This window comes from Roseovarius mucosus DSM 17069 (genome assembly GCF_000768555.3).
Classification (GTDB): Bacteria; Pseudomonadota; Alphaproteobacteria; order Rhodobacterales; family Rhodobacteraceae; genus Roseovarius; species Roseovarius mucosus.
The window spans coordinates 329,909-351,643 of record NZ_KN293980.1 but is presented as its reverse complement, the minus strand read 5'-3'; the positions used below and the strand labels follow the sequence as shown (position 1 = coordinate 351,643).

Below are 21,735 nucleotides of genomic sequence, written 5' to 3'. Positions count from 1 at the left end.
CCGCCGGTTGCGATACGGGCTTACGCCCCGCTCATTCGAAAGCCCTGCGCCTCGATCTCCATGAACACCCGACCGACCGCGCCGACCGAGGCATAGAGAACCGAACTGTTCGCAGCCTCCAAATCCGTGAAAAAATGCCCGGCCCAAGGGCCGATATGCTTGCCAAAGAACGCCTGTTGTTCGATCAGCGTCGCGGGCTTGCCAAAGCGCCCCCGGATCATCCCCGCCATCATTTCCATGAGCGAGGCAATGTTGTCCTCGGGCTCATAGACATTCTGCGCGCGGGTCATGCCACGCGCGGCCATGTCGCGGCGCAACCCGGCTAAAGGCTTCTCATTGAGAAACCCGGTAAGATAATAGCTCGCATAGGGCAGCAATTCGCCCCGACCGAGGCCAATAAAGAGCGCGTTGAACTCGCGCTCGACCCCGGCAGGCTTGCTCACCCCAGCCACGCGGGCCAGAGCGGTGACAGCCTCACCCAATCTTGTGGCATCACCGCTCAGCGCGGCCGTCTGCGCCAACAGCGCCTCGCCCGGCGGGCGGGCCAGAATGGCCGCGAGAAAATCGTAGAGATCAGCGCGCAGCGCGTCCTCTGCGGCAATCTCGGGCAAGACGGCCTCTTGGGTCATGAGCGCCTCAGATTGGGTCATGCGGATACTCCGGGCTGATCATCGAATTGAAACCGCATCCTGCGGCGTGGCGGCAGCGAGGTATCGTCCTGCGCCGTATTTGTCTCGACCTCGACCTCGGCAACGGCCATCTCTTGCGAGGCCTCAGCTTCAACCTCTGCGCTGTCGGGTTCTTCGACCACGGCTTCGGCTACCGCCTCCGCCTCTTCGGGGCCCTTGGCCAGCGCTTCGGCTTGGCGCGCCATTTCCTGCACATGCGCCAGCATACCCTTACCCACCTGATAAGCGGTCTTCATATCAGGCACCACCATGGCGGCATCGGTGTAGTCCTCGGCGTAATCGACCAAACCGTCGAGATTGGCCAGAACCGGATTGCTGACCCAGAGCCGCCGCAGCGCCCGCCGCCGCAAACGCTCGGGCACGGCCTTGTCCATGAAGGCGCGAAAATCATCGCCCATCTGCAACGCGTCGGGATCAGGCAGACCCAGTTCCTCGCACAACTCGGCGTCGGTCTTTTCCTCAAGCTCGGCCTCACGAGCCGCAAGCGCACGCTCTTCCTCAAGCCGCGCCTCTTCCCGCGCCTCCGCCTCGACCCGTGCTTTGCGACGGGACCAGAAATCTGCACCCCGGCTCAATTTAGCCTCCCCCGGCGCATCCGTTCGGGCGTGGCAAAGACGTCACGCGGCTGAACGATGCGCGCGTCCCCGATCCCATCTTGCGCCGGTCCGTCGGCCTGCTTGTCGCGGCGGCGCTTGTGAAACGCCTCTTCCTCATGATGCGCCTCGACGAAATCGCGGATCAGCGCTACCAGACCCTCGGGCATCGGCACCTTTTCCACGATATCATCGCCATTGTCGGCATAGTCCTGCGCCTCGAATGGCGAGGCCGTGACCAGCACCACCTCATAGGGCGCGCGTTCCGCATCTGCATTGGGCCGGTTGCGCAGGATCACAAAGACCGACGGCACGCGCGCCGAAAGCCCCTGCAAATACGCCTCTGTCTGGGTGTGATGCAGATCGAGAAGAACGGTTGCGGCGTGGAAATCCACGGCCTCCCCATCGCGCCGCAATTCGCGCCAATCCGCCTGCGGCGCCCCCCGGCAGCACGGCCACCGCCCGCCAAGCCCAAGCCGCCCAGCGCGTCACGCCCGGCGTGCGGCGCACGACAATGCCCAAAGGCACAATCATCTGCTTGTCCAGCGTCTTTGGTTCGTGGCGATAGGTCACGCGATGGTGCATCCTTTGCTGCGTAGTGCCAGATTGGTTTGGTTTCCTGACCGCGCAAAGCCTTTTTTGTGTGCAACCGTCCACAAAAAGTCCGAACCGGACATTTTGAACCACCCCGAAACGCGCAAGCGGCACCGATGGACAGAATGTCCACTTGGCCCTTTTCGATGCTGCACTGCCGCATGACAAGACACTGAAAACAAATAGAATCAATCGGGTTTAAATCCGCGCCCAAACACCCCATCCTCGCGGATGAAACGATTCGAATAGCGGTTTACGGGGGCTTCGAATCATGCCTAATCTCTGACCAAACTGGCCCGTGCGGTCCGCTTCCCAGACGTGTCAAACACCGGGGTAAACATGCCTAAACACCTGATTTTGTGCGATTGTTCCGCAACCCAAACGCTCGACCCAGAGGGGCTCTCCAAGGCCACCGGCTTGGGCTGTTCGCGGCGGCATAGTGCGCTCTGCACCGATGAAATCGAGGCCGCAGCCAAGGCCATTGCTACCGGCGAGGCAATTATTTGCTGCACCCAAGAGGCCCGCATGTTCGAGGATCTGGCCGCCGATCTGGAGGTGGACAGCCCCCCCCTCATCGACCTGCGCGACAGGGCCGGTTGGTCGGATGATCCGGCCTCAAAACTACCCAAAATGGCCGCTCTCCTGGCCGAAGCCAGCCTGCCCAGCCCGCCGCAAAAGACCGTGGATGTCATTTCCGAGGGACTGTGCCTGATCCTTGGGGCCTCGGATGTCGCGCTGCCTGCCGCCGAAAAACTGGCCCCACTCCTTGGGGTCACGGTGCTTTTGACGGACGAGACCGACCCGCCCGAGAGCCGCGATTTCGACGCGATCCGGGGCCGGATCACGCAGGCCAGCGGCACGCTCGGCCAGTTCGAGCTGCGCATCGACGCGCTGCAACAAGTCAATCCCGCCGGGCGCGGCGCGCTGCGTTGGACTGCGCCGCGCGACGGTGGACAGACGCAATGCGACGTCCTGCTTGACCTGCGCGGCGGCACGCCGCTCTTTCCCGCCCCGGAAAAGCGCGAAGGCTACCTGCGCGCCGATCCCGGCAGCCTGAATGCGGTCTCCGACGCGGTCTTTCAGGCCGCCCAGATGATCGGCACCTTCGAAAAGCCGCTTTACGTGGCGCTTGAGCCGCTCATTTGCGCCCATTCCCGCGCCGAACAGACCGGGTGTAGCAAATGTCTCGATATCTGCCCCACTGGCGCGATAAGCCCGGATGGCGATCACGTCAGCATTGATCCGATGATCTGCGCGGGTTGCGGGGCCTGCGCCGCACGCTGTCCCTCGGGGGCCATCACCTATGACTCGCCGCCGCCTGACATGATCTTTCGCCGCATTCAAACGTTGGCGCAGGCCTATCGCAAGGCTGGCGGCACCGCCCCTCGCCTGTTGGTCCATGACGCCACCCACGGGGCCGAGATGATCCGCCTTGCCGCCCGCCACGGGCGCGGGTTGCCCGCCGATGTGATCCCGCTGGAGGTTTCGGCGCTTGCGGGCTTTGGCCATGCCGAAATCCTCGCAGCTCTCGCCTCGGGCTTTGCCGATGTGGCGATCCTGCTCGCCCCCACCACAGAACGCGACGCGCTCGATCAAGAGGTGCCGCTGGCACAGGCCATGTCAGGGGCGGACACTGTGCATCTTCTTGACCTCGGCGACCCCGACGCGCTCTGCGATGCGCTATACGGTGCCACACCACCCGCCCCCATTGCGACCCCGGTTCTACCCATGGGCAGCCGCAGGCAGGTGGCGCGCCTCGCCGCCAAATCCCTCAATCCCTCGGGCGGCACCCTGCCCCTTCCCGCCACCGCACCATACGGCGCAGTGCTGGTCAATACCGACGCCTGCACGCTCTGCCTGTCGTGCGTCTCGCTTTGCCCCTCGGGCGCGTTGATGGACAACGAGGACAAACCGCAATTGCGCTTTCAAGAGGATGCCTGCCTGCAATGCGGCATCTGCGCCACGATCTGCCCGGAAAAGGCGATTACGCTGGAGCCGCGCATGAACCTCGACGACACGGCGCTCACCCAAGTGGTGTTGAACGAAGAAGAACCCTTTGCCTGCATCGAGTGCGGCACGCTCTTTGGCTCCAAGGCCACGATTGAGCGCATCACCGAGAAACTCGCGGGCAAGCACGCGATGTTTGCCACGTCAGATGCGGCGCGCATGATCCAGATGTGCGAGGGTTGCCGCATCAACGCGCAGTTCAACTCGGCCGACAATCCCTTTGCCCTGGGTCAGCGGCCGCGCGTGCGCCGTACCGAGGATTACCTGACCAAGCGCAAGGATCATTGAACTTGGATCGGCGCGCCCAGATCGGCGGGGGCCAGCCCCGCCACATAGGCGATGATCGCCTCCAACTCATCGAGCGTGACCTCGATGGGCGAAATCGGCGAGGGCAGATGGTGGGCAAAGGGCTGGGTCACACCGGCCACTTGGGTAAAGGCAGGATGCGGCTTGAGCGCAAAAAAGCTCTGGAAACGCGCATCCCAATCGGCAAAGGTCCGCAACACGGCGAAGGACGGGGTCGAACCGATAGCCCCCATCCGGTTCTCGGGGGCCACCACGTGACAGCGTCCACATTGCAGCAAGGACACCCGCTTGCCCACGGCGGGATCGCCCTCAAAGACCACCGTCGCCTCGGCCTCTTCCACAACCTGCGGCAGGCGAAACGGGGCCACTCCGGCCACCTCATAGCTTGTCACCGTGCGCTGCCCGATCTCGGATGTCAGCCAGTCGGCAAACCGTGCCGCCCCCGGATGCGTGCCGCTCACGCCCATGCGCCAGACTGCGCCCGCCCCTTCGAATACCGCGCGGCCCTCGTGTTGGCCCAACGTGATCTCGGCCTCGGTCCCCTCGTCCACCACCTCGACCCGCACCCCGACCTTGAGCGCAAAACGCGGCACGATATACTGCAAGAGCCCGCTCTGCACCAAGGCCTCGGGCGCGCTCAGGCGAAACCGCTTGTCATCGGCGCGGCCCATGCCGGGCAGCAGCAACAGGACCACCGCAAGCCACAGCATCGCGGTCCGGGACAGCCGATCGCAGAGGGTCATCAACAGGCGCATACCCAAGCCTAGAAAACCGCCTATATCGGCGTCAAGCATTCAGATCAGCAAAGGGAGAAACCGATGAGTGACGATTTCAACATGTCGATGCGCAAATTCCTCAAACAGGTGGGCGTCACCTCGCAACAGGCCATCGAAGACGGCCTGCGCAAGAAGGGGGCCACCGCCGGACAGGAATTCACCGCCAAGGTGGTTCTGACCGTCGAGGGGCTGGAGATCGAGCATACCGTGACCGGCATCATCAAAGGGCAGGACTGACGTGGCATTGACAAGAGAGAGCGTCCTTGAGGCGCTCAAAAATATCACCGATCCGGTCAGCGGATCGGACATCGTGGCCGCAGGCGTGATGCGCGCCCTCACGGTCGACGGCGGCACCGTGCGCTTCGTGCTGGAAATCGACCCGGCCAAGGCGCAGGCCTATACCCCGGTGCGCGATGCCGCCGAGGCGGCGGTCAAGGCGCTCTCAGGCGCGGAGTCTGTGTCGGTCGTGCTGACCGGTCATTCGACCAAGGCGCCGCCCGATCTCAAACCCTCCCGCAAGGCAGAGCCGAAGGGGCCGGAAAAAGTGCCCGGCGTCAATCACCTGATCGCCATCGCCTCTGGCAAGGGCGGGGTCGGCAAATCCACCGTCTCTGCCAATCTCGCCTGTGCCCTTGCCGCTGAGGGGCGGCGCGTGGGCCTCTTGGATGCCGATGTCTATGGCCCCAGCCAGCCGCGCATGCTGGGCGTCTCGGGCCGCCCCGCCAGCCCCGATGGCAAGACCATCCTGCCCATGCGCAATCACGGCGTGACGATGATGTCCATCGGCCTCATGACCAACGAAGGTCAGGCCGTGGTCTGGCGCGGCCCGATGCTGATGGGCGCGCTGCAACAGATGCTGATGCAGGTGCAATGGGGCGCGCTCGATGTGCTCTTGGTGGACCTGCCGCCCGGCACCGGTGACGTGCAGATGACACTGGCGCAAAAGGCGCAGGTGGATGGCGCGATCATCGTCTCGACACCGCAGGATGTGGCGCTTCTCGATGCCCGCAAGGGGATTGATATGTTCAACCAGCTTCATGTGCCGGTGCTGGGCATGATCGAGAACATGAGCACGCATATCTGCTCCAACTGCGGCCATGAAGAGCATGTCTTTGGCCATGGCGGCGTGCGGGCAGAGGCCGAGAAACTGGGCGTGCCGCTCTTGGCGGAAATACCGCTCCATCTCGACATTCGCGTGGCCTCGGATGGCGGCGCGCCCATCGTGGTCTCGAAACCCGACAGCCCACAGGCGCAGGCCTTCCGCGAGGTGGCCCGCCACCTCATCAACGCAGGGCTGGCATGACCGCGCCCAGCTTTCCACCCCTGATGTCGGGGCGCGCCGTCACCGGCGCGACCCATCCCTTTGATGTGGCCCGCGATCTGGCCGCTGAGGGCTGCGACGCGGGCCTCATCGTGCATAATGTCACCGCCAATCACCTGATGGCCGCCATTGTCCTCGCCCCCGAGGTGCCGCTGGCCGAGGCGATGGTGATGCTGCCCACCTGCGGCGTCGGCTTTCAGAACGCCTTTGGTGCGCTCGCCCCGCCCGAGGTGGCGGTGCAACTGGAATGGTCGGGCGGCATCCGCCTCAACGGGGCCTCTTGCGGGCGGCTGCGCGTGGCCGCAGGCGGCACAGATCCCGAAGCCGAACCCGACTGGCTCGTGATCGGCCTCGATCTGCCCCTCCTGCAAATCACCGAGCGTCCCGGTGACCAACCCGACCAGACCACGCTCTATGACGAGGGCTGCGCCGAGATGGACCCCGTGGAATTGTTAGAGGCCTGGGCGCGTCACAGCCTCGTCTGGATCAACACATGGGAGGACGCAGGCCCCCGCGCGCTCCATGCCGAATGGCGCGGCCTTGCCTGGCGCATGGGCGAAGAGGTCACGCAAAATGGCCTCACCGGCACGTTTCAGGGCGTGGACGACCGCTTTGGCATGCTCTTGCGCTGCCCCGACACCACCCATCTCATCCCGCTCACCACTTTGTTGGAGACCCAGCCATGAAACTCGCCCGCGCCATCCATTTCGACGAGAGCGATCAGCGCGTCTACCACAGCCCCGCGCGCACCGGCGAATGGTGTATCTCGGGCGGGTTCGAGTTTTCCAACTGGTCCGAGGCGGACCTCACGGGCAAATCCCGACAGGCCTTTGCCAATGGCTGGCTCGGGGTCGAAACCTTTGGCCGCGTGACCTTTGTCGCCGTGACCCAAGTCGAAGAGGCCGAGATTGCCACCCTGACACAGGCGCTGGCCCAGCATTTTGTCGACATCTACGGCGCGCCGGACCTCGCCGCAGCCCTCCCCGTCGCGCGCGAGGAAGTGGCACAAATGGCCGACCTCTGCGAAGATCACACCCCCAACACCCTCCTCACCGTGATCCGCGAACTGACCGAGGCGGGCGTGCGCGAAACCTTCAGCGTGATCGAGGCCCAAGACGCGGGGCTGGAACAATTCGCGTTGCACGGCAGCTTGGATGACGACCACGGGCACGATCATGACCATGGGCATGGGCATGGGCACAATCACTGAGAGGGCTTGGGGGAAATGGACTGGCTTTTGGGGATGCCCCCAAGCGCGGAATCAAGGCACCGCAGGTGCCGCCGCGCAGCGCCCGTCCGCCCGCTCGGGCGGGCACCGCGCGGCTCCTCACTAAGGTCCAATGCCCCCCTTCCTCCCGTATCCCCATCCCAATACCCAAACCTCAGGAGACACCATGCAGAAAAGACCCTTGGGCCGGACCGGGATCGAGGTGAGCGCGCTCTGCCTTGGCTCGATGACATGGGGCTCTCAGAACACCCCGGCAGAGGGCCATGCCCAGATTGACCGCGCGCTGGAGCGCGGCGTGAACTTCATCGACACCGCCGAGATGTATCCCACCACCCCCATCAGTGCCGAAACCACCGGCCGCACCGAGGAAATCATCGGCGAGTGGTTCGCGGCCTCAGGGCGGCGGGCCGACGTGATCCTCGCCACCAAACATTCCGGCAAGGGCTTCAAACACGCCCGCGACGGCGCGCCGATCACGGCGGGGTCCATCCCGCAGGCCATTGAGGGATCGCTGCGCCGCCTCAAGACCGATCATATCGACCTCTATCAATTCCACTGGCCCAACCGGGGCAGCTATATGTTCCGCCAGAACTGGGCCTATGACCCCTCAGCCCAGAACCGCGCCGAGACAATCGCCCATATGGAGGAGACGCTCGAGGCCCTGCAACGCGAGGTGACGCGCGGCACCATCCGCGCCTTCGGCCTCTCGAACGAGAGCGCGTGGGGCATGGCGCAATGGCTCAGGCTGGCCGAGGCGGGCCACGGCCCCCGCGCCGCCTCGATCCAGAATGAATACTCGCTCATGTGCCGCCTCTACGACACGGACCTCGCGGAACTCAGCGTCAACGAGGATGTGGGCCTGCTGGCTTTTTCTCCCCTTGCGGCGGGGTTGCTCAGTGGCAAATACCAGAATGGCGCGCTGCCCACCGGCTCGCGCATGGCGATCAACGGCGATCTGGGCGGGCGCAAGACCCCGCGCGCGTTCGAGGCCGTCGCAGCCTATCACGCGGTCGCGCAGAAACACGGCCTCGACCCCGTGCAAATGGCGCTTGCCTGGTGCCTAACGCGCCCCTTCCTCTGCTCTGCCATCTTTGGGGCCACCGACATGGCTCAGCTCGACCTGGCGCTTGGGTCGGCGGACATCACGCTTAGCCCGGAGGTGCTGAGCGATCTCGACGCCACCCACAAGGCGCATCCGATGCCGTATTGATCGCTACCGCTTGCGCCGCGCGCCGGGGGATCTTGAATGAAACCCCGGCGGCCGCTGCGCCACCCAGGCGATGAATTTCGCCAGACGCGGATGCGCGCGCAAAGCCTCGACAGTGGCATAATCGCGCGCCAGTTCACCCTCCGTCAGCGTCGCATGGATCTCGTTGTGGCAAATCTGGTGCAGGCGCACCACCGGGCCACCCTTGCCGCCTTTCAGCTTGGGCACAAGGTGATGCAGGCTCTGGCGCACCTCGGGCGGGATCGGGCGCTGGCAAAGCGGGCAAATTGGGTGTTCCGACAGTTTGACTTGATCCTTTTGCTGGCTGCGGGCAAGAGGATGACGCGAGCGGGTCAAAAGGCAAGGGGTGTGTGATGGACGGTCAGCCAGAGATCATCAGACAGGCACTGGGCTATGCAATGCAGGGCTGGGATCTGGCGAAAGGCTGGCTGCTCAGCCCCGCCGCCTGGTCGCAATTCGGTCTTCTGGTGGTGGCATGGCTCTTGGCGGTGATGATCACCCGTCGCATCCGCCCGACCATCGCCCGCGTGCTCACGCCCCCCGCCGACCAGGACAACATCCTAGCCTCGGCGCGGCGCTTTATCCTCATGTTCCTGCCACTTCTGATGCCGCTGCTCGCCTATGGCCTCACCGGCATGGGCGAGAGCGTGACACGCTCGCTCTTTGGCTCGGGCGATGTCATCGCCTTCGGCAAGCGGCTGTTCATGGTTCTCGCCGCCCGCCTGTTCGTGCGCGACATCCTGACCGATCCCTTCTTGCGGGTTCTGGGACGCTTCGTGCTCATGCCCGTGGCGCTGCTCTATCTCTTTGATCTTCTCGGTCTGGCCAACGAACGGCTTGCGGCGATTTCGGTCGATCTGGGCAATATCAGCTTCTCCGCCCTTGCCCTGATCCGTGGTGCTGTCTCTGGCGCGCTTCTCTTCTGGCTCGGGCGCTGGTCCAACAGCCAATCCGAGGATTTCATCAAGCGCCGCGAGGAATTGCGCCCCGCCACCCGTGAACTCGCGATCAAGGCCAGTCAGATCGTGATCTTTGGCGCGGCCTTCCTGCTCTTGATGTCGATCATGGGGATCGACCTTACGGCGATTGCCGTTCTGGGCGGCGCGCTTGGTGTGGGCATCGGCCTTGGCCTGCAACAGATCGCGGCCAATTTCGTCTCGGGCGTGATCCTGCTCTTGGAGGGGCAGACCACGGTGGGTGATTATGTCGTGCTCGATGACGGCTCCGAAGGCACCATCGTCAAGATGACCGCCCGCGCCGCCATTCTCGAAACCGTGGATGGCCGCTGGATCGTGGTGCCGAACGAGGATTTCATTACCTCCCGCGTGGTCAACTTTTCCGACGCGGGCAAGCGGCACCGCTACGAGGCCGCCTTCTCGGTCAGCTACGACACCGACATCACCCGGATTCCGGCCCTCGTGGAACCTGCCGTCGCCGCCGTGCCCGAGGTGCAGACCACGGGAAAATTCGCCCCCGAATGTGAACTCAAGGCCTTTGGCGAAAGCGGCGTGGATTTCTCGGTCGAATACTGGGTCGACGGGATCGAGGACGTGACCGGAAAGTATCAGTCCGACGTTCTGTTCGCGATCTGGAATGTGCTGCGCGCCGAGGGGATCGAAATGCCCTATCCGCAACGTGTGGTCCATCACCGGGGGCTGCCCGCCCCGGCAACCCCAGCGGCATGACCGATGCGCTCGTCATCGGGGCTGGGCCTGCGGGTCTCATGGCTGCGCGCGAACTCGCTCGGGTCGGGTTGCGCGTGCTGGTGGCCGAGGCCAAGCCCTCGGTCGGTCGCAAGTTCCTCATGGCAGGCAAATCCGGGTTGAACCTGACCAAGGTCGAACCGTTCGAGACCTTTCTGGCCGCCTATGGCCCCCGCGCCGACACCCTGCGCCCGATGCTCAGTGCCTTTGGCCCCGACGCGGTGCAGGCATGGGCGCGCGACCTTGGGCAAGAGGTGTTCACCGGATCAACCGGCCGGGTCTTTCCGCGCGTGATGAAGGCCTCGCCGCTCCTGCGCAGTTTTCTGTCTGAACTGCGCGGCTTGGGCGTCGAGATTCGCACCCGTTGGCGCTGGTGCGGCTGGGACGGCGGCGCGATGTTCGATGCACCAGAGGGCGTGCAGTGCCTGCATCCCACCGTGACGGTGTTGGCCTGTGGCGGTGCAAGCTGGGCGCGGCTTGGCTCGGACGGGGCATGGGCGGCACATCTCGACTCCGCAACAATCACCCCCTTCCGCCCCGCCAACATGGGTTTTCTGATCGCGTGGTCATCCCATATGACGGCGCAGTTCGGCCAGCCGGTCAAGGGCGTGGAACTGCACGCCGGGACCATGCGCTCGCGCGGGGAGTTTATCATTTCCAACCAAGGGCTTGAGGGGGGCGGCCTCTATGAGGTCAGCGCAGCCTTGCGCGATGGCGCGCCTCTCATGCTCGATCTCTTGCCCGACTTGACGCTGCCAGAGGTCACGAACCGCCTAGCCCGCACCAAAACCAGCGACAGTCTCAAAAACCGGCTGCGCAAGGCGTTCCGCCTTGATGCCGTAAAACTGGCGCTGGTGATGGAATTTGGCCGAGGGGCCAGCGATCTGCCTGCCTTGCTCAAAGGCCTGCCGGTGCCCCTCACCGGACCGCGCCCTATGGATCAGGCCATCTCAACTGCCGGAGGGCTTCGGTTCGAGGCGCTGGATGCGGGCCTCATGCTGCGCGCCCGCCCCGGCGTGTTCGCCGCCGGGGAAATGCTCGATTGGGAGGCGACAACCGGCGGCTACCTGCTGACCGCCTGCCTTGCCACCGGGGTTTGGGCGGGGCAGCACGCCGCCGCTTACGCTCAGGGGAGTGCGGCAGCCCGCTGACAGGCCGGGCGCGCGAACATCATCGCCATGTAATCATTCAGCTTTTCGCCGGAATCGGGAAACCCCGCCTTGCCCGCCCACATCAGGCAATGCGCGAGCAGAATATCCGCGATGGTCATGGTCTCACCCTGTAAATACGGACCAGTCAGCGCCTCGGAAATCCGCGCGACGTTGCGCTCGTATTCCCATTTCAGGGACTCCTTGACCGCCGGCACGCGCTGCTCCTCGGGCAGCACGAAACTATGCCGCGCGGCCGTCCAGAGGGTGCCGTCGATCTCATCGAGAATCTGATGCGTCAATGCATCCTGACGCGCTCGTGCCACGGTGCCGGGGGCATGGGTGAACTGCCCATGCTTATCGGCAAGATAGGTCATGATCGCGGTGGAATCGGTCAGCACGGCATCGCCATCCCGCAGCGCCGGGATCTTGCCCGACGGGTTGGCCGCCAACGCCTCGGGCGAGCGGGGGGCAACGGCCAGGTGAGTGTACGCCACCCCCATTTCCTCGAGCAACCACAGCACACGAAAGGCCCGACTGGCCCGCGAACCGATGACATCATACATGGCGATTTCCCCCCTTTGATTTGTATTGCGGCACCATTGCCCAAAGGTCCGGTCAAGGCAACGGGGACGACGACGACAAGCGGCTGGAGATCACGCGCTCGTGTTCGGGGGGAGAGCGAACACAGTCGCCCCTGATACCCCGCGCGGAATCAAGGTGCCGCAGGCACCGCCGCGCAGCGGTCATGCCAAAGGCATGCCTCTGGCATGACCCGCCCCCTCGGGCGGGCGCTCTTGCAACGTCTCCTTGAACTGAAAACGCGAACGTGTTTGGCTGGCATAAAGTGCCAGCCAACCAAGTGCCAGCGCCCACCCGGCGGACGAGCACCACGCGGCTCATCGCGTGGGGAAATTGTCCCAATTCGGAACGCGTCCAGCCTGTTAGGCCGAATTGTCGCCTAGCACCAATTATCCACCGATCCCAAATGATATCAAATCCTTGACGAATTGGGACAGTCGGCCATTTATAACGAAGTGATCGAGCAAGGCCGCGCCTCCCCCCGTGCCGATTGTGGCAGCGACCGCCATGATCATCCTGTCGCCAACTTTGCCGCAATAGGCGACAACTGCGTTCAGCGCTGCCAACATCCGCTCCGCGATAGCGCACAACACGCCCTTGTCCGGCGCGTCCCGCTCCAACTCGTCGCGTGCCTCGTCCAAACCATCCCAGATGATAATGATCTGCCGCGCCACTTCTGGCGCATCATCGACCAACCCCTCGGGCGGTTGATTGTGCCCCCGATGCGCCGCAGATGCCTGCACCGCCAGAAACATCTCCTTTTCGGCTTGCAGTGCCGCCACCTCCGCACGCAAACGGTGTAGTTCCCAAATCCCCCGGATCACCGGGTTCACGACCTCTGGCCCCTCGCCCCATATCTCGGGATTGATAAGCGCGATTTCTTCCAGCATCTCCCAAGTGCGCCCCGCATCCGCCAACATTGGTCGACCCTCTAACAGGGCATCATACCACGCGATCCAGAATTGCCAGTCCCCGGCACCCTCGGATTGATCCACCTGCCACTTAATCGCGCGCCATTGCTCCGCGAGCGGCCCCGCCCCCTCTTGCCACAGCGGGCGGGCATCGGGAAATTCACCATCTGCAACCACGTTCACATCTGCTCTGACCGCAGGCCAGGATACCTTGGCGGAGATGGCGAGCGCAGCAAGACCGCACGCGTCGGCGGCATCGGCGGCGAAATCCGCGTTATTCGCAGCAGCTGCATTTGCTGCGTGGGCAGCGGAGTCGGCAGCGTGAATGGCTCGGTCAACAGGGACGGTACTAGCAGCGCGGGTTGCGTCGACAATAGCTGCGTTGATAGCGTCGGTTGGCGATTTGACTGCAACCGATGATATCAAGGTACTTCGCAAGACCGGCAATGCCGTCAAACGACGTTTGCGCGCTAACGTGTCACTTAAAACGCCATCCCACCAAACAGGCAGGACCCGCGCCGCAGCACGATATGCGATCCAGACGGCTACCTCACACGGCCTTCTCTCCAGCCACGCTCTAAGGCTGTCTGTGAATTTAATATCCACACTCTCACTCATGTCCCGAAACCTGCCCCGCCTTTCACCCGCTGTCCAGCGCCCGCTGAATTAACCCTACACTTCCCCCAAACCCGCACCGACGCAATACCGACGGAATGCCGCCGCGATACCGCTCCGTAATTTTCTTAAATTTCCGTCTGTTCACCCAGATTCGCCCGGATCACCGCGCCCCGGCCAGCATCGCCAACCGGATCAGCGCCCGCTCGACCAGCGCCATCTCGGGGGCCCGCTGTCCGGCAGAGCGCAGCGTGAGGTCGGTATCGGTCAGGATCGTCAGCGCCTGTTGCAACCGCTCCGCGCCCCAGCCCTGCGCCTGCCGCAGCATCCGGTCGCGGCGCGGCCCGAAAATGGGCGGGCGCATCCGGGCGATGCCCTGCGCCGCGCCTCCGGGATCCGACGCAGCAGTGTAAAGCGCCCGGAAATGCCGGGTGGCCCCGATGCACAGACCGACAGGCTGCGTGCCCTGCGCCTTCAACCGCCGCATCACTGGGCCAATTTCGGCCGAGCGTCCTTCAGCCACGATATTGAGGATGTCGTCCAAGTCCGCCTCGGTCGAGGCAGGCGCACAGGCGGCGATGTCCGCGGCGCTCAGCGGCGTGGCATCGCCCAATTTATAGAGCGCCAGTTTCTCGATGGTCTGACGGAAATCGCCGGGATCGAGATCGCGCGCAAGTGCCGTCAGATCGGACATGACCGGCCCCGGCACATCCCGCAGACCGGCGCGGGCCAATGTCGCCTCGATTTCTTCGCGGCTTGGGGGATCGTCATAGATACCGACGGCATAGGCATTCGGATGGCCCTCGAACGCCTTGCGAATCCGCGATGTCGCCTTGAGCGCACCTGCGGTCACGATGATCTGCGCATCGCCCTCCCGCCAATCGCCCAACGCGGCCAGAATGGCATCGGCGGCGGTGTCATTGGCGTCCTCGACAAAGGCCGCGCGCGGACCGGGAAAAAATCCCTGCGCCTTGACCGCATCCATCAGCGCGGCGGGGTCCTTGCGCAGATCGCCCGCCGGCATCCGGCTCAGGCGCATTTCTTCATCGGCCGTAGGACCAAGCAGCGCCGCCAGCAGCTCCTGACGCCGGAGCGCCACCCGCATCGCATCAGCACCATAGATCAAAATGCCCGTGCGCTGCGCCTCTGGCTTGGCAAAGTAGCGGACAGCATCGCGCGGCGAGAGCTTCATTCGGGCTTGGGCAGGTCTGCAGCCAGAAGGCGGATCAACAGTTGATCGGCGAGAATCGCCATCAACCGCGCCTCGGCGTCGCGCTCTGCGGCCTGCACGGCCACTGTCGTGCCGGTCGCGGAATAGCCGGTAAAGCTTGTGACATCGCCCGAGGTGACAATCGCCCCCGTCTCCAGATCGCGCAGGCTATAGGCGACTGTTCCCAACAGGTTAAACCGCGACGCCACGTTGTTGCGGTTGATCGCCATGGCCTGCGTGTTCAGCGTGACGACCGGGATCAGCGCGTAACGTGGATTGGCGGGCCGACCCAACCGTGTCTCGATCTCTTGCGTCAAGAGATAGGTCGCGCGGGTATCGGGGGCCTCGACCGCCACCCGTCCCATCAGCGCCGATCCCGCCCCGCCCGGCGCATAGGCGGGCGCAAAGCCGCATCCCGCAACGAGGGCGAGCGCTGACAGCAAAAGAAACCGGCGATTACACCACGACATTGACGATCCGTCCGGGGACGACGATGATCTTCTTGGGCTGGGCCCCCTCCAGCGCCTTGACCACAGCATTGTGGGCCAGCGCCAGTTTTTCAACCTCGGATTTCGGCATATCGGCGGGCACGCTGATTTCGCCCCGGCGTTTGCCGTTGATCTGGATGGGCAGAATGACCGTTTCGTCAATCAACATCTCGGCATCGGCCACAGGCCAAGGTGCGGTCGTGACCAGCCCCTCACCCCCCAACATGGTCCAAATATCCTCGGCCAGATGCGGGGTCATGGGCGACATGAGCTGCGCCAGTGTGCACGCGGCGGTGGTCTTCGCCCCCGTCCCCGCCTGCGATTTGGCCAGCGTGTTGGTAAAGGCATAGAGCCGCGCAATCGCGGCGTTAAAGCCGAAGCTGTCGATGCCCTTGGTCACCTCGTCGATGCATTTGTGCATCTCGCGCAAGAGCGTGTCATCTTCCGGCGTGGCGGGCGTGTCGCTCGCCGCGATCTCGGCGGCAATGCGCCAAACGCGGCTCAGATGCCGGTGCGCGGCCTCAGCACCCGACGCGGTCCATTCCACATCGCGCTCGGGCGGGCTGTCAGACAAGACAAACCAACGCGCGGTATCGGCCCCGTATTGCGCGATAATGGTCGAGGGATCGACCACGTTCTTCTTGGATTTCGACATCTTGGCGGAGGGGATGATTTCGACCTCCGTTCCATCCGAGAGTTTGCCGTCTGTCACCTCTTCCGGCAGGTGATAAACCGGCCGCCCCGCCCCGTCGCGGGTCTGGTAAATCTCATGCGTCACCATCCCCTGCGTGAAGAGCGCATCGAAGGGCTCGATCGCCTTGGCGGGCAAATGGCCGCAAATCTGCATCGCCCGCGCGAAGAAGCGGGAATAGAGCAGATGCAGGATCGCGTGCTCGATACCGCCGATATACTGGTCCACGTTCATCCAATACTCGGCCTCTGCCATATCCGTGGGCGTGGCGGCATGGGGCGCGGTAAAGCGGGCGTAATACCAGCTTGAATCGACGAACGTATCCATCGTGTCCGTCTCGCGCCGTGCGGGCGCGCCACAGCGCGGGCAGGCGCAATCGCGCCATGTCGGATGGCGATCCAGCGGATTGCCCGGCGCATCGAAACTCACGTCATCCGGCAGGCGGATGGGCAGGTTTTCCTTCTTCTCCGGCACCACACCGCAGGTATCACAATGCACCACCGGAATGGGGCATCCCCAATAACGTTGGCGGCTCAACCCCCAATCGCGCAGGCGGAACTTGGTCACGCCCTGTCCCACGCCATTGGCCTCGCAGAAATCAATCGCGGCGTTGACCCCCGCATCGCCGGTCTGCACCTCGTCCCCGGCTACCAGTCGCGTGTAACGCACGGATTCCGATTTGAGCGGCACATAGGGGGCCGCCTGAATGTCGTGATCGCCCTCGACCGGCAGAAAGGTATCGACGATGGGCAAATCATATTTGCGCGCGAAATCATGGTCGCGCTGATCATGCCCCGGACAGCCGAAAATCGCCCCCGTGCCATAATCCATAAGGATGAAATTGGCGATATAGACAGGCAATTCCCATGCAGTATCAAAGGGATGGCGCACACGCAGCCCGGTGTCAAAACCCAGCTTCTCGGCCTTCTCAATCGCCTCGGCGGTGGTGCCGCCCTTGCGCGCTTCGGCACAGAACGCCGCCACATCGGCGCGCTCGCGCTCCAGCGTCTTGGCCAGAGGATGATCCGGCGAAATCCCGACGAACGACGCCCCCATCAAGGTATCCGGCCGCGTGGTGTAAACCTCTACCCGGTCATGCCCCTCAGGCCCATCAATCAGCCCAAAGGCGAATTGCAGCCCGCGCGATTTGCCGATCCAGTTTTCCTGCATCAGCCGTACCTTGGCGGGCCAGTTATCAAGACCGTCCAGCGCCTCGAGCAATTCCTCGGCGTGATCCGAAATGCGGAAGAACCACTGCGTCAACTCGCGCCGCTCCACCTCCGCGCCCGAACGCCAGCCCTTGCCGTCGATCACCTGTTCATTGGCCAGAACCGTCATGTCGACCGGGTCCCAGTTCACCACCGCATTCTTGCGGTAAACCAGCCCGTGCTCGAGAAAATCGAGGAAAAGCGCCTGTTGCTGGCCGTAGTATTCCGGATCACAGGTGGCAAATTCACGGGACCAGTCGATGCTCAGGCCCAAGGGCTTCATCTGCGCGCGCATATCCGCAATATTGGCATAGGTCCAATCCTTGGGATGGCCGCCGCTGGCCATGGCGGCATTCTCGGCAGGCATGCCAAAGGCGTCCCAGCCCATCGGGTGCAACACGTTATGCCCCGTCGCGATCTTGTAGCGCGCCACCACGTCACCCATGGTGTAATTACGCACATGGCCCATGTGGATGCGCCCCGACGGATAGGGGAACATTTCCAGCACGTAATATTTCGGGCGCGTCTCATCGCGCCGCGCCCGGAATATCCCGGCGGCGTCCCACTCGGTTTGCCATCTCTTTTCGACGTCACTGGCGGCATAGCGCGACATGGGGCGCACCTCTTGCTGATAGGGTTGTTGCAGGGGGTGATAGGCGGTTGGGCCGCGCGGGTCCAGTGGGCGCGCGCAAAAATGCAAGGGGTTTGCGCGGGCGGAACGTCTGATTATAACGGCACCTGACCTTTGACATGCGGATACCCATGAAAATCCTTTTCATTCATCAGAATTTCCCCGGCCAATACAAACATCTGGCGCCGCTTCTGGCAGGCCAGGGGCATCATTGCGTCGCCCTCACCCTGCGGGTCAAAGAGGCAACCAAATGGCAGGGCGTGCAGGTGATCCCCTATGCCCTGCCCAAGCGCGACGCGCAGAGCCTGCATCCCTGGCTGGTCGACCTCGATACCAAGGTCACGCGCGGCGAAGCGTGCTGGCGCGCGGCGGTGGCCCTGCGCGAACAGGGCTATACCCCCGATCTCATCCTCGCGCATCCGGGATGGGGCGAGTCGCTCTTCCTGCGCGACGTCTGGCCAAATGCGAAACTGGGCCTCTATTGCGAGCTGTATCACCTCGCAGGGTATCCGCATCTCAACTTCGATCCCGAATTCGCGGCCAAGAACACCGAGGCCGAGGCGCTGCGCATCCGGATGAAGAACATCAACAACCATCTGCATTTCGAGACCGGACATGCCGGGATCAGCCCAACCCGCTTTCAGGCCGATACCTTTCCCCAGCCCTTCCGCGACCGGATCACGGTCAGCCACGATGGCATCGACACGGTTCAGGCCGCCCCCCTGCCCGATGTGCGCCTGACCATCGAGGGCCTGTGCGATGTGACCCGCGCGGATGAGGTGATCACCTTCGTCAACCGCAACCTAGAGCCTTATCGCGGCTATCACGTCTTCATGCGCGCGCTTCCCCGCCTCTTGCGCGAGCGTCCCAATGCCACGGTGTTGATCGTAGGTGGGGACGAAGTGAGCTATGGCGCACGCCCCCCCAAGGCGCAGACATGGAAACAGATTTTCATCGACGAGGTCCGCGGTCAGATTTCGGATGCCGATTGGGCGCGGGTGCGTTTTCTCGGGCGTATTCCCTATGATCAATTCCTGCGGCTCTTGCAGGTCAGCCGGGTGCACGTCTACCTGACTTATCCTTTTGTCCTCAGTTGGTCGCTGATGGAGGCGATGTCCTGCGAGGCGGCGATTGTCGCGGGCGATACCGAACCTGTGCGCGAGGTCATCACCCAGAACGAAACCGGGCGGCTAGTGGATTTCTTCGACCGCACGGCCCTTGTGGACGAGATTTGCGCGCTGTTGGAGGATGAGGGCGAGCGGGCACGACTGGGCCGAAACGCCCGCGACCTGATCCGCGCGCACTATGACCTGCGCAGCATCTGCCTGCCGCGTCAGCTCAGCTGGGTCGAGGATTTGGCATCGGCCGGGTGATCCCGGCTGCACAGGTCGTGATCTGCTAAAGACGCCAGCACATAACAATCGCGCGCCGCCCCGTCACCTGTGCACCCCTCCACGATGCGCGCCAACTCGGATTCGAGCGCGCGCAACCGGCGGATTTTCTCCCGCACGGCCCCAAGCTGGCCTTGTGCGATTCGGGTGGCGCTCGCGCAGGCGCGGTCCGGGTGATCCTGCAACTCGATCAGCGCGCCAATCGCCTCGAGCGAGAAGCCCAGATCGCGGGCATGGCGAATGAACCCCAGCCGCTCCAACTCTGCCCGCCCATAGCGGCGCTGATTGCCCGCGCTGCGCACCGGGGCCGCAAGCAGGCCACGGGATTCGTAGTAGCGGATGGTTGGCACCTTGACACCCGTGCGCGCAGCCAGGTCGCCAATCGAGAGAAACATCGCAAAACCCTCTTGAACCTCTAGTGACTAGAGAGATTACATTGCCCCTGACGCAAATGCAAAGGAGGTGCGGCATGGCGGGATGTTGTGGCCATGAGGCCCGGTTCGATGGGCTTTCATCCGCCTACAAACGGCGGCTCTGGATGGTGATCGCCATCAATGCGGCCATGTTCGCGGTGGAAATGATCGCAGGCCAGACCGCGCAATCGCAGGCGCTCAAGGCCGACGCCTTGGATTTTCTCGGCGATGCGCTGACCTATGGGCTCTCGCTTGCCGTGATCGGTGCAACCCTCCTCGTGCGCGCCACGGCGGCGCTGCTCAAGGGTCTCAGCCTCATGGCGATGGGGCTATGGGTGCTGGGCAGCACGGTCTACCGGCTGTTCTATCTGGGCGTGCCCGAGGCCGGGATCATGGGGGCCATCGGCGTTCTGGCGCTGGGCGCCAATGTGGCCAGCGTGCTTTTGCTCATGGGTTACAAGGACGGCGATGCCAATGTCCGCTCGGTCTGGCTCTGCTCGCGCAACGATGCCATCGGCAATGTTGCGGTGATGCTCGCCGCGCTCGCGGTTTGGGGCACGGACACTGGCTTGCCCGACTTGATCGTGGCCGGCCTCATGGCCGCACTATTTGTCAATTCATCGCAACAGATCATCCGACAGGCGCTGCAAGAGCGCCGTCAGCCTGACGCGAGCCTCAGAACTTCGCCGCGTTGATCCGCAATTGCCGCGCGCGGTTGAGGATCGCATCCTCGACGGCGCGCTCGGTGGCGGCATCGACCGGGCCACCCCGGGTCTGCAACGCGACATTGAGGGCCCGCGCATCCAGCGCCGGATCGCTGATCAGAATCGTGGCGCGATACGCCTGACCACCCCCCGGCGGCGTGCCATATCCAGTGGAAATCACGCCGGTAAAGGGATCTGCCGCCTCGATCGGCAGGAAATCCAGCACCTGAAGCGACGCCGTCCAGAGAAAGCGATTGACCTTGACCGTGTCCTTGGCCCCCCGAAACGCATCGAGCAAAGAGCCATCGTCGGCGGCAACCTGCCGCTCGCGCCCGCCCTTGACGCGCATCGCCTCGTCATCGAGCGTGGCGTTCTTGAACCCGCCGCACCCGCTCAGAAGCACGAGACAGGCCGCCGTCAGGCCGAAGATCTTGAAACGCGAAAGGGTCATGGCACCGTCCGGGATTGTTTCCATCTCTACTATCCAAGGCGGGGCCAAGGGGCAAGCCGTTTGACAGCCTGTCGCGCACTTGTGCCGGGGGCGGCCCCTGTGGCATGCAAGAGCCAAGGCAATGAAAGAGGACGGTCATGGGTCTGAGCGAAATCAGGGCACGGATGGACAAGGCCTGCGCCGCAGCAGGGCGCGCGCTAGGGGATGTGGAATTGATCGCTGTCTCCAAGGTGCAACCCGAGGATCGCGTCGCCGCCGTTCTTGACCAAGGGCATCGGGTCTTTGGCGAGAACCGCGTGCAAGAGGCGGCCGGCCGCTGGCCCGCCTTTCAAGAGCGCTATTCCGGCATCATCCTGCACCTCATCGGCCCCCTGCAGAGCAACAAGGCCCGGCAGGCAATGGAGATGTTTCAGGCCATCCATTCCGTCGACCGCCCCAAGATCGCTCAGGCCATCGCACGACTGGCACAGGAAATGGGGCACTGTCCGGACCTCTTCGTGCAGGTCAATACCGGCGAAGAACCGCAAAAGGCGGGCGTTTTGCCCGGCGATGTGGATGGCTTCGTGGCGGATTGCCGCGCGCTCGATCTGCCGGTCAAGGGGCTGATGTGCATCCCCCCGGTCGAAGAGGAACCCTCCTTGCATTTCGCGCTTCTGGCCAAAATGGCGGCACGCAACGGCCTCTCGGGCCTCTCGATGGGCATGAGTGGCGATTTTGAGCGCGCGATTGCCCAAGGTGCCACGCATATCCGCGTGGGCTCTGCCATTTTTGGCGAACGCGATTACGGCTGAGGCAACGACATTGGAAATTTGCCAGATTGGGTGAGTTCGTCTAGCATTTCAGACAG

Annotated in this window: 22 protein-coding genes and 1 pseudogene; 11 read left to right on the top strand and 12 right to left on the bottom strand. The window is 63.7% G+C overall.

The annotated features are described in order from the left end of the window. Nucleotides 1-20: 20 nt before the first annotated feature. From ROSMUC_RS12865 to ROSMUC_RS12855, 3 genes and pseudogenes are all read right to left on the bottom strand, one after another. Nucleotides 21-650, bottom strand: a complete 630-nt coding sequence (locus ROSMUC_RS12865) for a TorD/DmsD family molecular chaperone (RefSeq protein ID WP_037273658.1) — start codon at nt 648-650, stop codon at nt 21-23. Then, nucleotides 647-1,264, bottom strand: coding sequence for a DUF3306 domain-containing protein (locus tag ROSMUC_RS12860; RefSeq protein ID WP_037273655.1), 618 nt, complete (start codon nt 1,262-1,264; stop codon nt 647-649). The genes ROSMUC_RS12865 and ROSMUC_RS12860 overlap by 4 nt, the downstream gene beginning before the upstream one ends. Then, a pseudogene (locus ROSMUC_RS12855) lies at nt 1,261-1,867 on the bottom strand (DUF3305 domain-containing protein). Before ROSMUC_RS12855 ends, ROSMUC_RS12860 begins: the two are co-directional and overlap by 4 nt. Before the next feature lie 348 nt (nt 1,868-2,215). Here ROSMUC_RS12855 and ROSMUC_RS12850 point away from each other — a divergent pair. Beyond that, nucleotides 2,216-4,171 (top strand): 4Fe-4S binding protein, encoded by a 1,956-nt coding sequence (locus tag ROSMUC_RS12850; protein ID WP_037273653.1) that lies wholly within the window; start codon nt 2,216-2,218, stop codon nt 4,169-4,171. Here ROSMUC_RS12850 and ROSMUC_RS12845 read toward each other — a convergent pair. Next, on the bottom strand, nt 4,165-4,983 hold the full coding sequence (locus ROSMUC_RS12845) for a hypothetical protein (RefSeq protein WP_102105954.1): 819 nt from the start codon (nt 4,981-4,983) through the stop codon (nt 4,165-4,167). The two genes, ROSMUC_RS12850 and ROSMUC_RS12845, sit on opposite strands and share 7 nt — an antisense overlap. Nucleotides 4,984-5,007: 24 nt before the next feature. Here ROSMUC_RS12845 and ROSMUC_RS12840 point away from each other — a divergent pair, with 24 nt between their 5' ends. The 5 genes from ROSMUC_RS12840 to ROSMUC_RS12820 all read left to right on the top strand — a co-directional run bounded on the left by ROSMUC_RS12840 (nt 5,008) and on the right by ROSMUC_RS12820 (nt 8,724). After that, the gene (locus ROSMUC_RS12840; protein ID WP_037273650.1) at nt 5,008-5,202 is read left to right on the top strand and encodes a DUF6494 family protein; all 195 of its coding nucleotides are present in this window, start codon (nt 5,008-5,010) and stop codon (nt 5,200-5,202) included. A 1-nt stretch (nt 5,203) separates the two neighbouring features. Further along, nucleotides 5,204-6,268, top strand: a complete 1,065-nt coding sequence (apbC, locus tag ROSMUC_RS12835) for an iron-sulfur cluster carrier protein ApbC (protein WP_037273647.1) — start codon at nt 5,204-5,206, stop codon at nt 6,266-6,268. Continuing rightward, a complete protein-coding gene (locus ROSMUC_RS12830; protein WP_037273645.1) occupies nt 6,265-6,972 on the top strand; it encodes a biotin/lipoate--protein ligase family protein in 708 nt (235 codons plus the stop codon). The genes apbC and ROSMUC_RS12830 overlap by 4 nt, the downstream gene beginning before the upstream one ends. After that, nucleotides 6,969-7,496 carry a DUF6505 family protein gene (locus ROSMUC_RS12825; protein WP_037273642.1) on the top strand — a complete coding sequence of 176 codons (528 nt, stop codon included), beginning with the start codon at nt 6,969-6,971 and terminating at the stop codon, nt 7,494-7,496. Before ROSMUC_RS12830 ends, ROSMUC_RS12825 begins: the two co-directional genes overlap by 4 nt. 184 nt (nt 7,497-7,680) lie before the next feature. Beyond that, complete coding sequence (locus ROSMUC_RS12820) at nt 7,681-8,724, top strand: aldo/keto reductase (protein WP_037273640.1); 1,044 nt, start codon at nt 7,681-7,683, stop codon at nt 8,722-8,724. 3 nt (nt 8,725-8,727) lie between these two features. Here the strand turns inward: ROSMUC_RS12820 and ROSMUC_RS12815 are convergent, their stop codons facing one another. Further along, complete coding sequence (locus ROSMUC_RS12815) at nt 8,728-8,973, bottom strand: HNH endonuclease (protein WP_245875176.1); 246 nt, start codon at nt 8,971-8,973, stop codon at nt 8,728-8,730. A gap of 122 nt (nt 8,974-9,095) precedes the next feature. Between ROSMUC_RS12815 and ROSMUC_RS12810 the strand changes: the two genes are divergently transcribed. Next, on the top strand, nt 9,096-10,427 hold the full coding sequence (locus ROSMUC_RS12810; protein WP_037273637.1) for a mechanosensitive ion channel family protein: 1,332 nt from the start codon (nt 9,096-9,098) through the stop codon (nt 10,425-10,427). Continuing rightward, on the top strand, nt 10,424-11,596 hold the full coding sequence (locus tag ROSMUC_RS12805; protein WP_037273635.1) for a TIGR03862 family flavoprotein: 1,173 nt from the start codon (nt 10,424-10,426) through the stop codon (nt 11,594-11,596). Before ROSMUC_RS12810 ends, ROSMUC_RS12805 begins: the two co-directional genes overlap by 4 nt. Here the strand turns inward: ROSMUC_RS12805 and ROSMUC_RS12800 are convergent. The 5 genes from ROSMUC_RS12800 to leuS all read right to left on the bottom strand — a co-directional run bounded on the left by ROSMUC_RS12800 (nt 11,572) and on the right by leuS (nt 17,911). Continuing rightward, nucleotides 11,572-12,159 carry a glutathione S-transferase family protein gene (locus tag ROSMUC_RS12800; protein WP_037273633.1) on the bottom strand — a complete coding sequence of 196 codons (588 nt, stop codon included), beginning with the start codon at nt 12,157-12,159 and terminating at the stop codon, nt 11,572-11,574. The genes ROSMUC_RS12805 and ROSMUC_RS12800 overlap by 25 nt on opposite strands. A gap of 405 nt (nt 12,160-12,564) precedes the next feature. Then, nucleotides 12,565-13,263: a hypothetical protein gene (locus tag ROSMUC_RS12795; RefSeq protein WP_102105953.1), complete on the bottom strand. Its 699-nt coding sequence runs from the start codon at nt 13,261-13,263 to the stop codon at nt 12,565-12,567. A 601-nt stretch (nt 13,264-13,864) separates the two neighbouring features. Then, nucleotides 13,865-14,893, bottom strand: a complete 1,029-nt coding sequence (holA, locus tag ROSMUC_RS12790; protein WP_037273628.1) for a DNA polymerase III subunit delta — start codon at nt 14,891-14,893, stop codon at nt 13,865-13,867. After that, a complete protein-coding gene (gene lptE, locus ROSMUC_RS12785; protein WP_037273627.1) occupies nt 14,890-15,381 on the bottom strand; it encodes an LPS assembly lipoprotein LptE in 492 nt (163 codons plus the stop codon). Before lptE ends, holA begins: the two co-directional genes overlap by 4 nt. Then, entirely contained in the window at nt 15,368-17,911 is a 2,544-nt protein-coding gene (gene leuS / locus ROSMUC_RS12780) for a leucine--tRNA ligase (protein WP_037274095.1), read from the bottom strand. Before leuS ends, lptE begins: the two co-directional genes overlap by 14 nt. 149 nt (nt 17,912-18,060) lie before the next feature. On the opposite strand from leuS, the gene ROSMUC_RS12775 reads away from it, so the two are divergent. Continuing rightward, entirely contained in the window at nt 18,061-19,302 is a 1,242-nt protein-coding gene (locus tag ROSMUC_RS12775) for a glycosyltransferase (RefSeq protein WP_037273625.1), read from the top strand. On the opposite strand, the gene ROSMUC_RS12770 is transcribed toward ROSMUC_RS12775, so the two are convergent. Then, nucleotides 19,263-19,715 carry a MerR family transcriptional regulator gene (locus ROSMUC_RS12770; protein ID WP_037273624.1) on the bottom strand — a complete coding sequence of 151 codons (453 nt, stop codon included), beginning with the start codon at nt 19,713-19,715 and terminating at the stop codon, nt 19,263-19,265. The genes ROSMUC_RS12775 and ROSMUC_RS12770 overlap by 40 nt on opposite strands. Nucleotides 19,716-19,789: 74 nt before the next feature. On the opposite strand from ROSMUC_RS12770, the gene ROSMUC_RS12765 reads away from it, so the two are divergent. After that, nucleotides 19,790-20,428: a cation efflux transmembrane domain-containing protein gene (locus tag ROSMUC_RS12765; RefSeq protein WP_037273622.1), complete on the top strand. Its 639-nt coding sequence runs from the start codon at nt 19,790-19,792 to the stop codon at nt 20,426-20,428. Here ROSMUC_RS12765 and ROSMUC_RS12760 read toward each other — a convergent pair. Continuing rightward, entirely contained in the window at nt 20,409-20,912 is a 504-nt protein-coding gene (locus ROSMUC_RS12760; protein ID WP_037273620.1) for a DUF3576 domain-containing protein, read from the bottom strand. The two genes, ROSMUC_RS12765 and ROSMUC_RS12760, sit on opposite strands and share 20 nt — an antisense overlap. A 113-nt stretch (nt 20,913-21,025) precedes the next feature. On the opposite strand from ROSMUC_RS12760, the gene ROSMUC_RS12755 reads away from it, so the two are divergent. Further along, nucleotides 21,026-21,679: a YggS family pyridoxal phosphate-dependent enzyme gene (locus ROSMUC_RS12755; protein WP_037273619.1), complete on the top strand. Its 654-nt coding sequence runs from the start codon at nt 21,026-21,028 to the stop codon at nt 21,677-21,679. Nucleotides 21,680-21,735: the final 56 nt, after the last annotated feature.

What these genes read in the sequence shown, in the direction of transcription:
- ROSMUC_RS12840 (WP_037273650.1), top strand. Translation starts at nt 5,008, where the DNA reads ATGAGTGACGATTTCAACATGTCGATGCGCAAATTCCTCAAACAGGTG.
- lptE (WP_037273627.1), bottom strand. Translation starts at nt 15,381, where the DNA reads ATGTCGTGGTGTAATCGCCGGTTTCTTTTGCTGTCAGCGCTCGCCCTC.
- ROSMUC_RS12820 (WP_037273640.1), top strand. Translation starts at nt 7,681, where the DNA reads ATGCAGAAAAGACCCTTGGGCCGGACCGGGATCGAGGTGAGCGCGCTC.
- ROSMUC_RS12865 (WP_037273658.1), bottom strand. Translation starts at nt 650, where the DNA reads ATGACCCAATCTGAGGCGCTCATGACCCAAGAGGCCGTCTTGCCCGAG.
- ROSMUC_RS12775 (WP_037273625.1), top strand. Translation starts at nt 18,061, where the DNA reads ATGAAAATCCTTTTCATTCATCAGAATTTCCCCGGCCAATACAAACAT.
- ROSMUC_RS12760 (WP_037273620.1), bottom strand. Translation starts at nt 20,912, where the DNA reads ATGGAAACAATCCCGGACGGTGCCATGACCCTTTCGCGTTTCAAGATC.
- ROSMUC_RS12770 (WP_037273624.1), bottom strand. Translation starts at nt 19,715, where the DNA reads ATGTTTCTCTCGATTGGCGACCTGGCTGCGCGCACGGGTGTCAAGGTG.
- ROSMUC_RS12810 (WP_037273637.1), top strand. Translation starts at nt 9,096, where the DNA reads ATGGACGGTCAGCCAGAGATCATCAGACAGGCACTGGGCTATGCAATG.
- ROSMUC_RS12830 (WP_037273645.1), top strand. Translation starts at nt 6,265, where the DNA reads ATGACCGCGCCCAGCTTTCCACCCCTGATGTCGGGGCGCGCCGTCACC.
- holA (WP_037273628.1), bottom strand. Translation starts at nt 14,893, where the DNA reads ATGAAGCTCTCGCCGCGCGATGCTGTCCGCTACTTTGCCAAGCCAGAG.
- ROSMUC_RS12800 (WP_037273633.1), bottom strand. Translation starts at nt 12,159, where the DNA reads ATGTATGATGTCATCGGTTCGCGGGCCAGTCGGGCCTTTCGTGTGCTG.
- ROSMUC_RS12850 (WP_037273653.1), top strand. Translation starts at nt 2,216, where the DNA reads ATGCCTAAACACCTGATTTTGTGCGATTGTTCCGCAACCCAAACGCTC.
- ROSMUC_RS12755 (WP_037273619.1), top strand. Translation starts at nt 21,026, where the DNA reads ATGGGTCTGAGCGAAATCAGGGCACGGATGGACAAGGCCTGCGCCGCA.
- ROSMUC_RS12845 (WP_102105954.1), bottom strand. Translation starts at nt 4,983, where the DNA reads ATGCTTGACGCCGATATAGGCGGTTTTCTAGGCTTGGGTATGCGCCTG.
- ROSMUC_RS12765 (WP_037273622.1), top strand. Translation starts at nt 19,790, where the DNA reads ATGGCGGGATGTTGTGGCCATGAGGCCCGGTTCGATGGGCTTTCATCC.
- ROSMUC_RS12825 (WP_037273642.1), top strand. Translation starts at nt 6,969, where the DNA reads ATGAAACTCGCCCGCGCCATCCATTTCGACGAGAGCGATCAGCGCGTC.
- leuS (WP_037274095.1), bottom strand. Translation starts at nt 17,911, where the DNA reads ATGTCGCGCTATGCCGCCAGTGACGTCGAAAAGAGATGGCAAACCGAG.
- ROSMUC_RS12805 (WP_037273635.1), top strand. Translation starts at nt 10,424, where the DNA reads ATGACCGATGCGCTCGTCATCGGGGCTGGGCCTGCGGGTCTCATGGCT.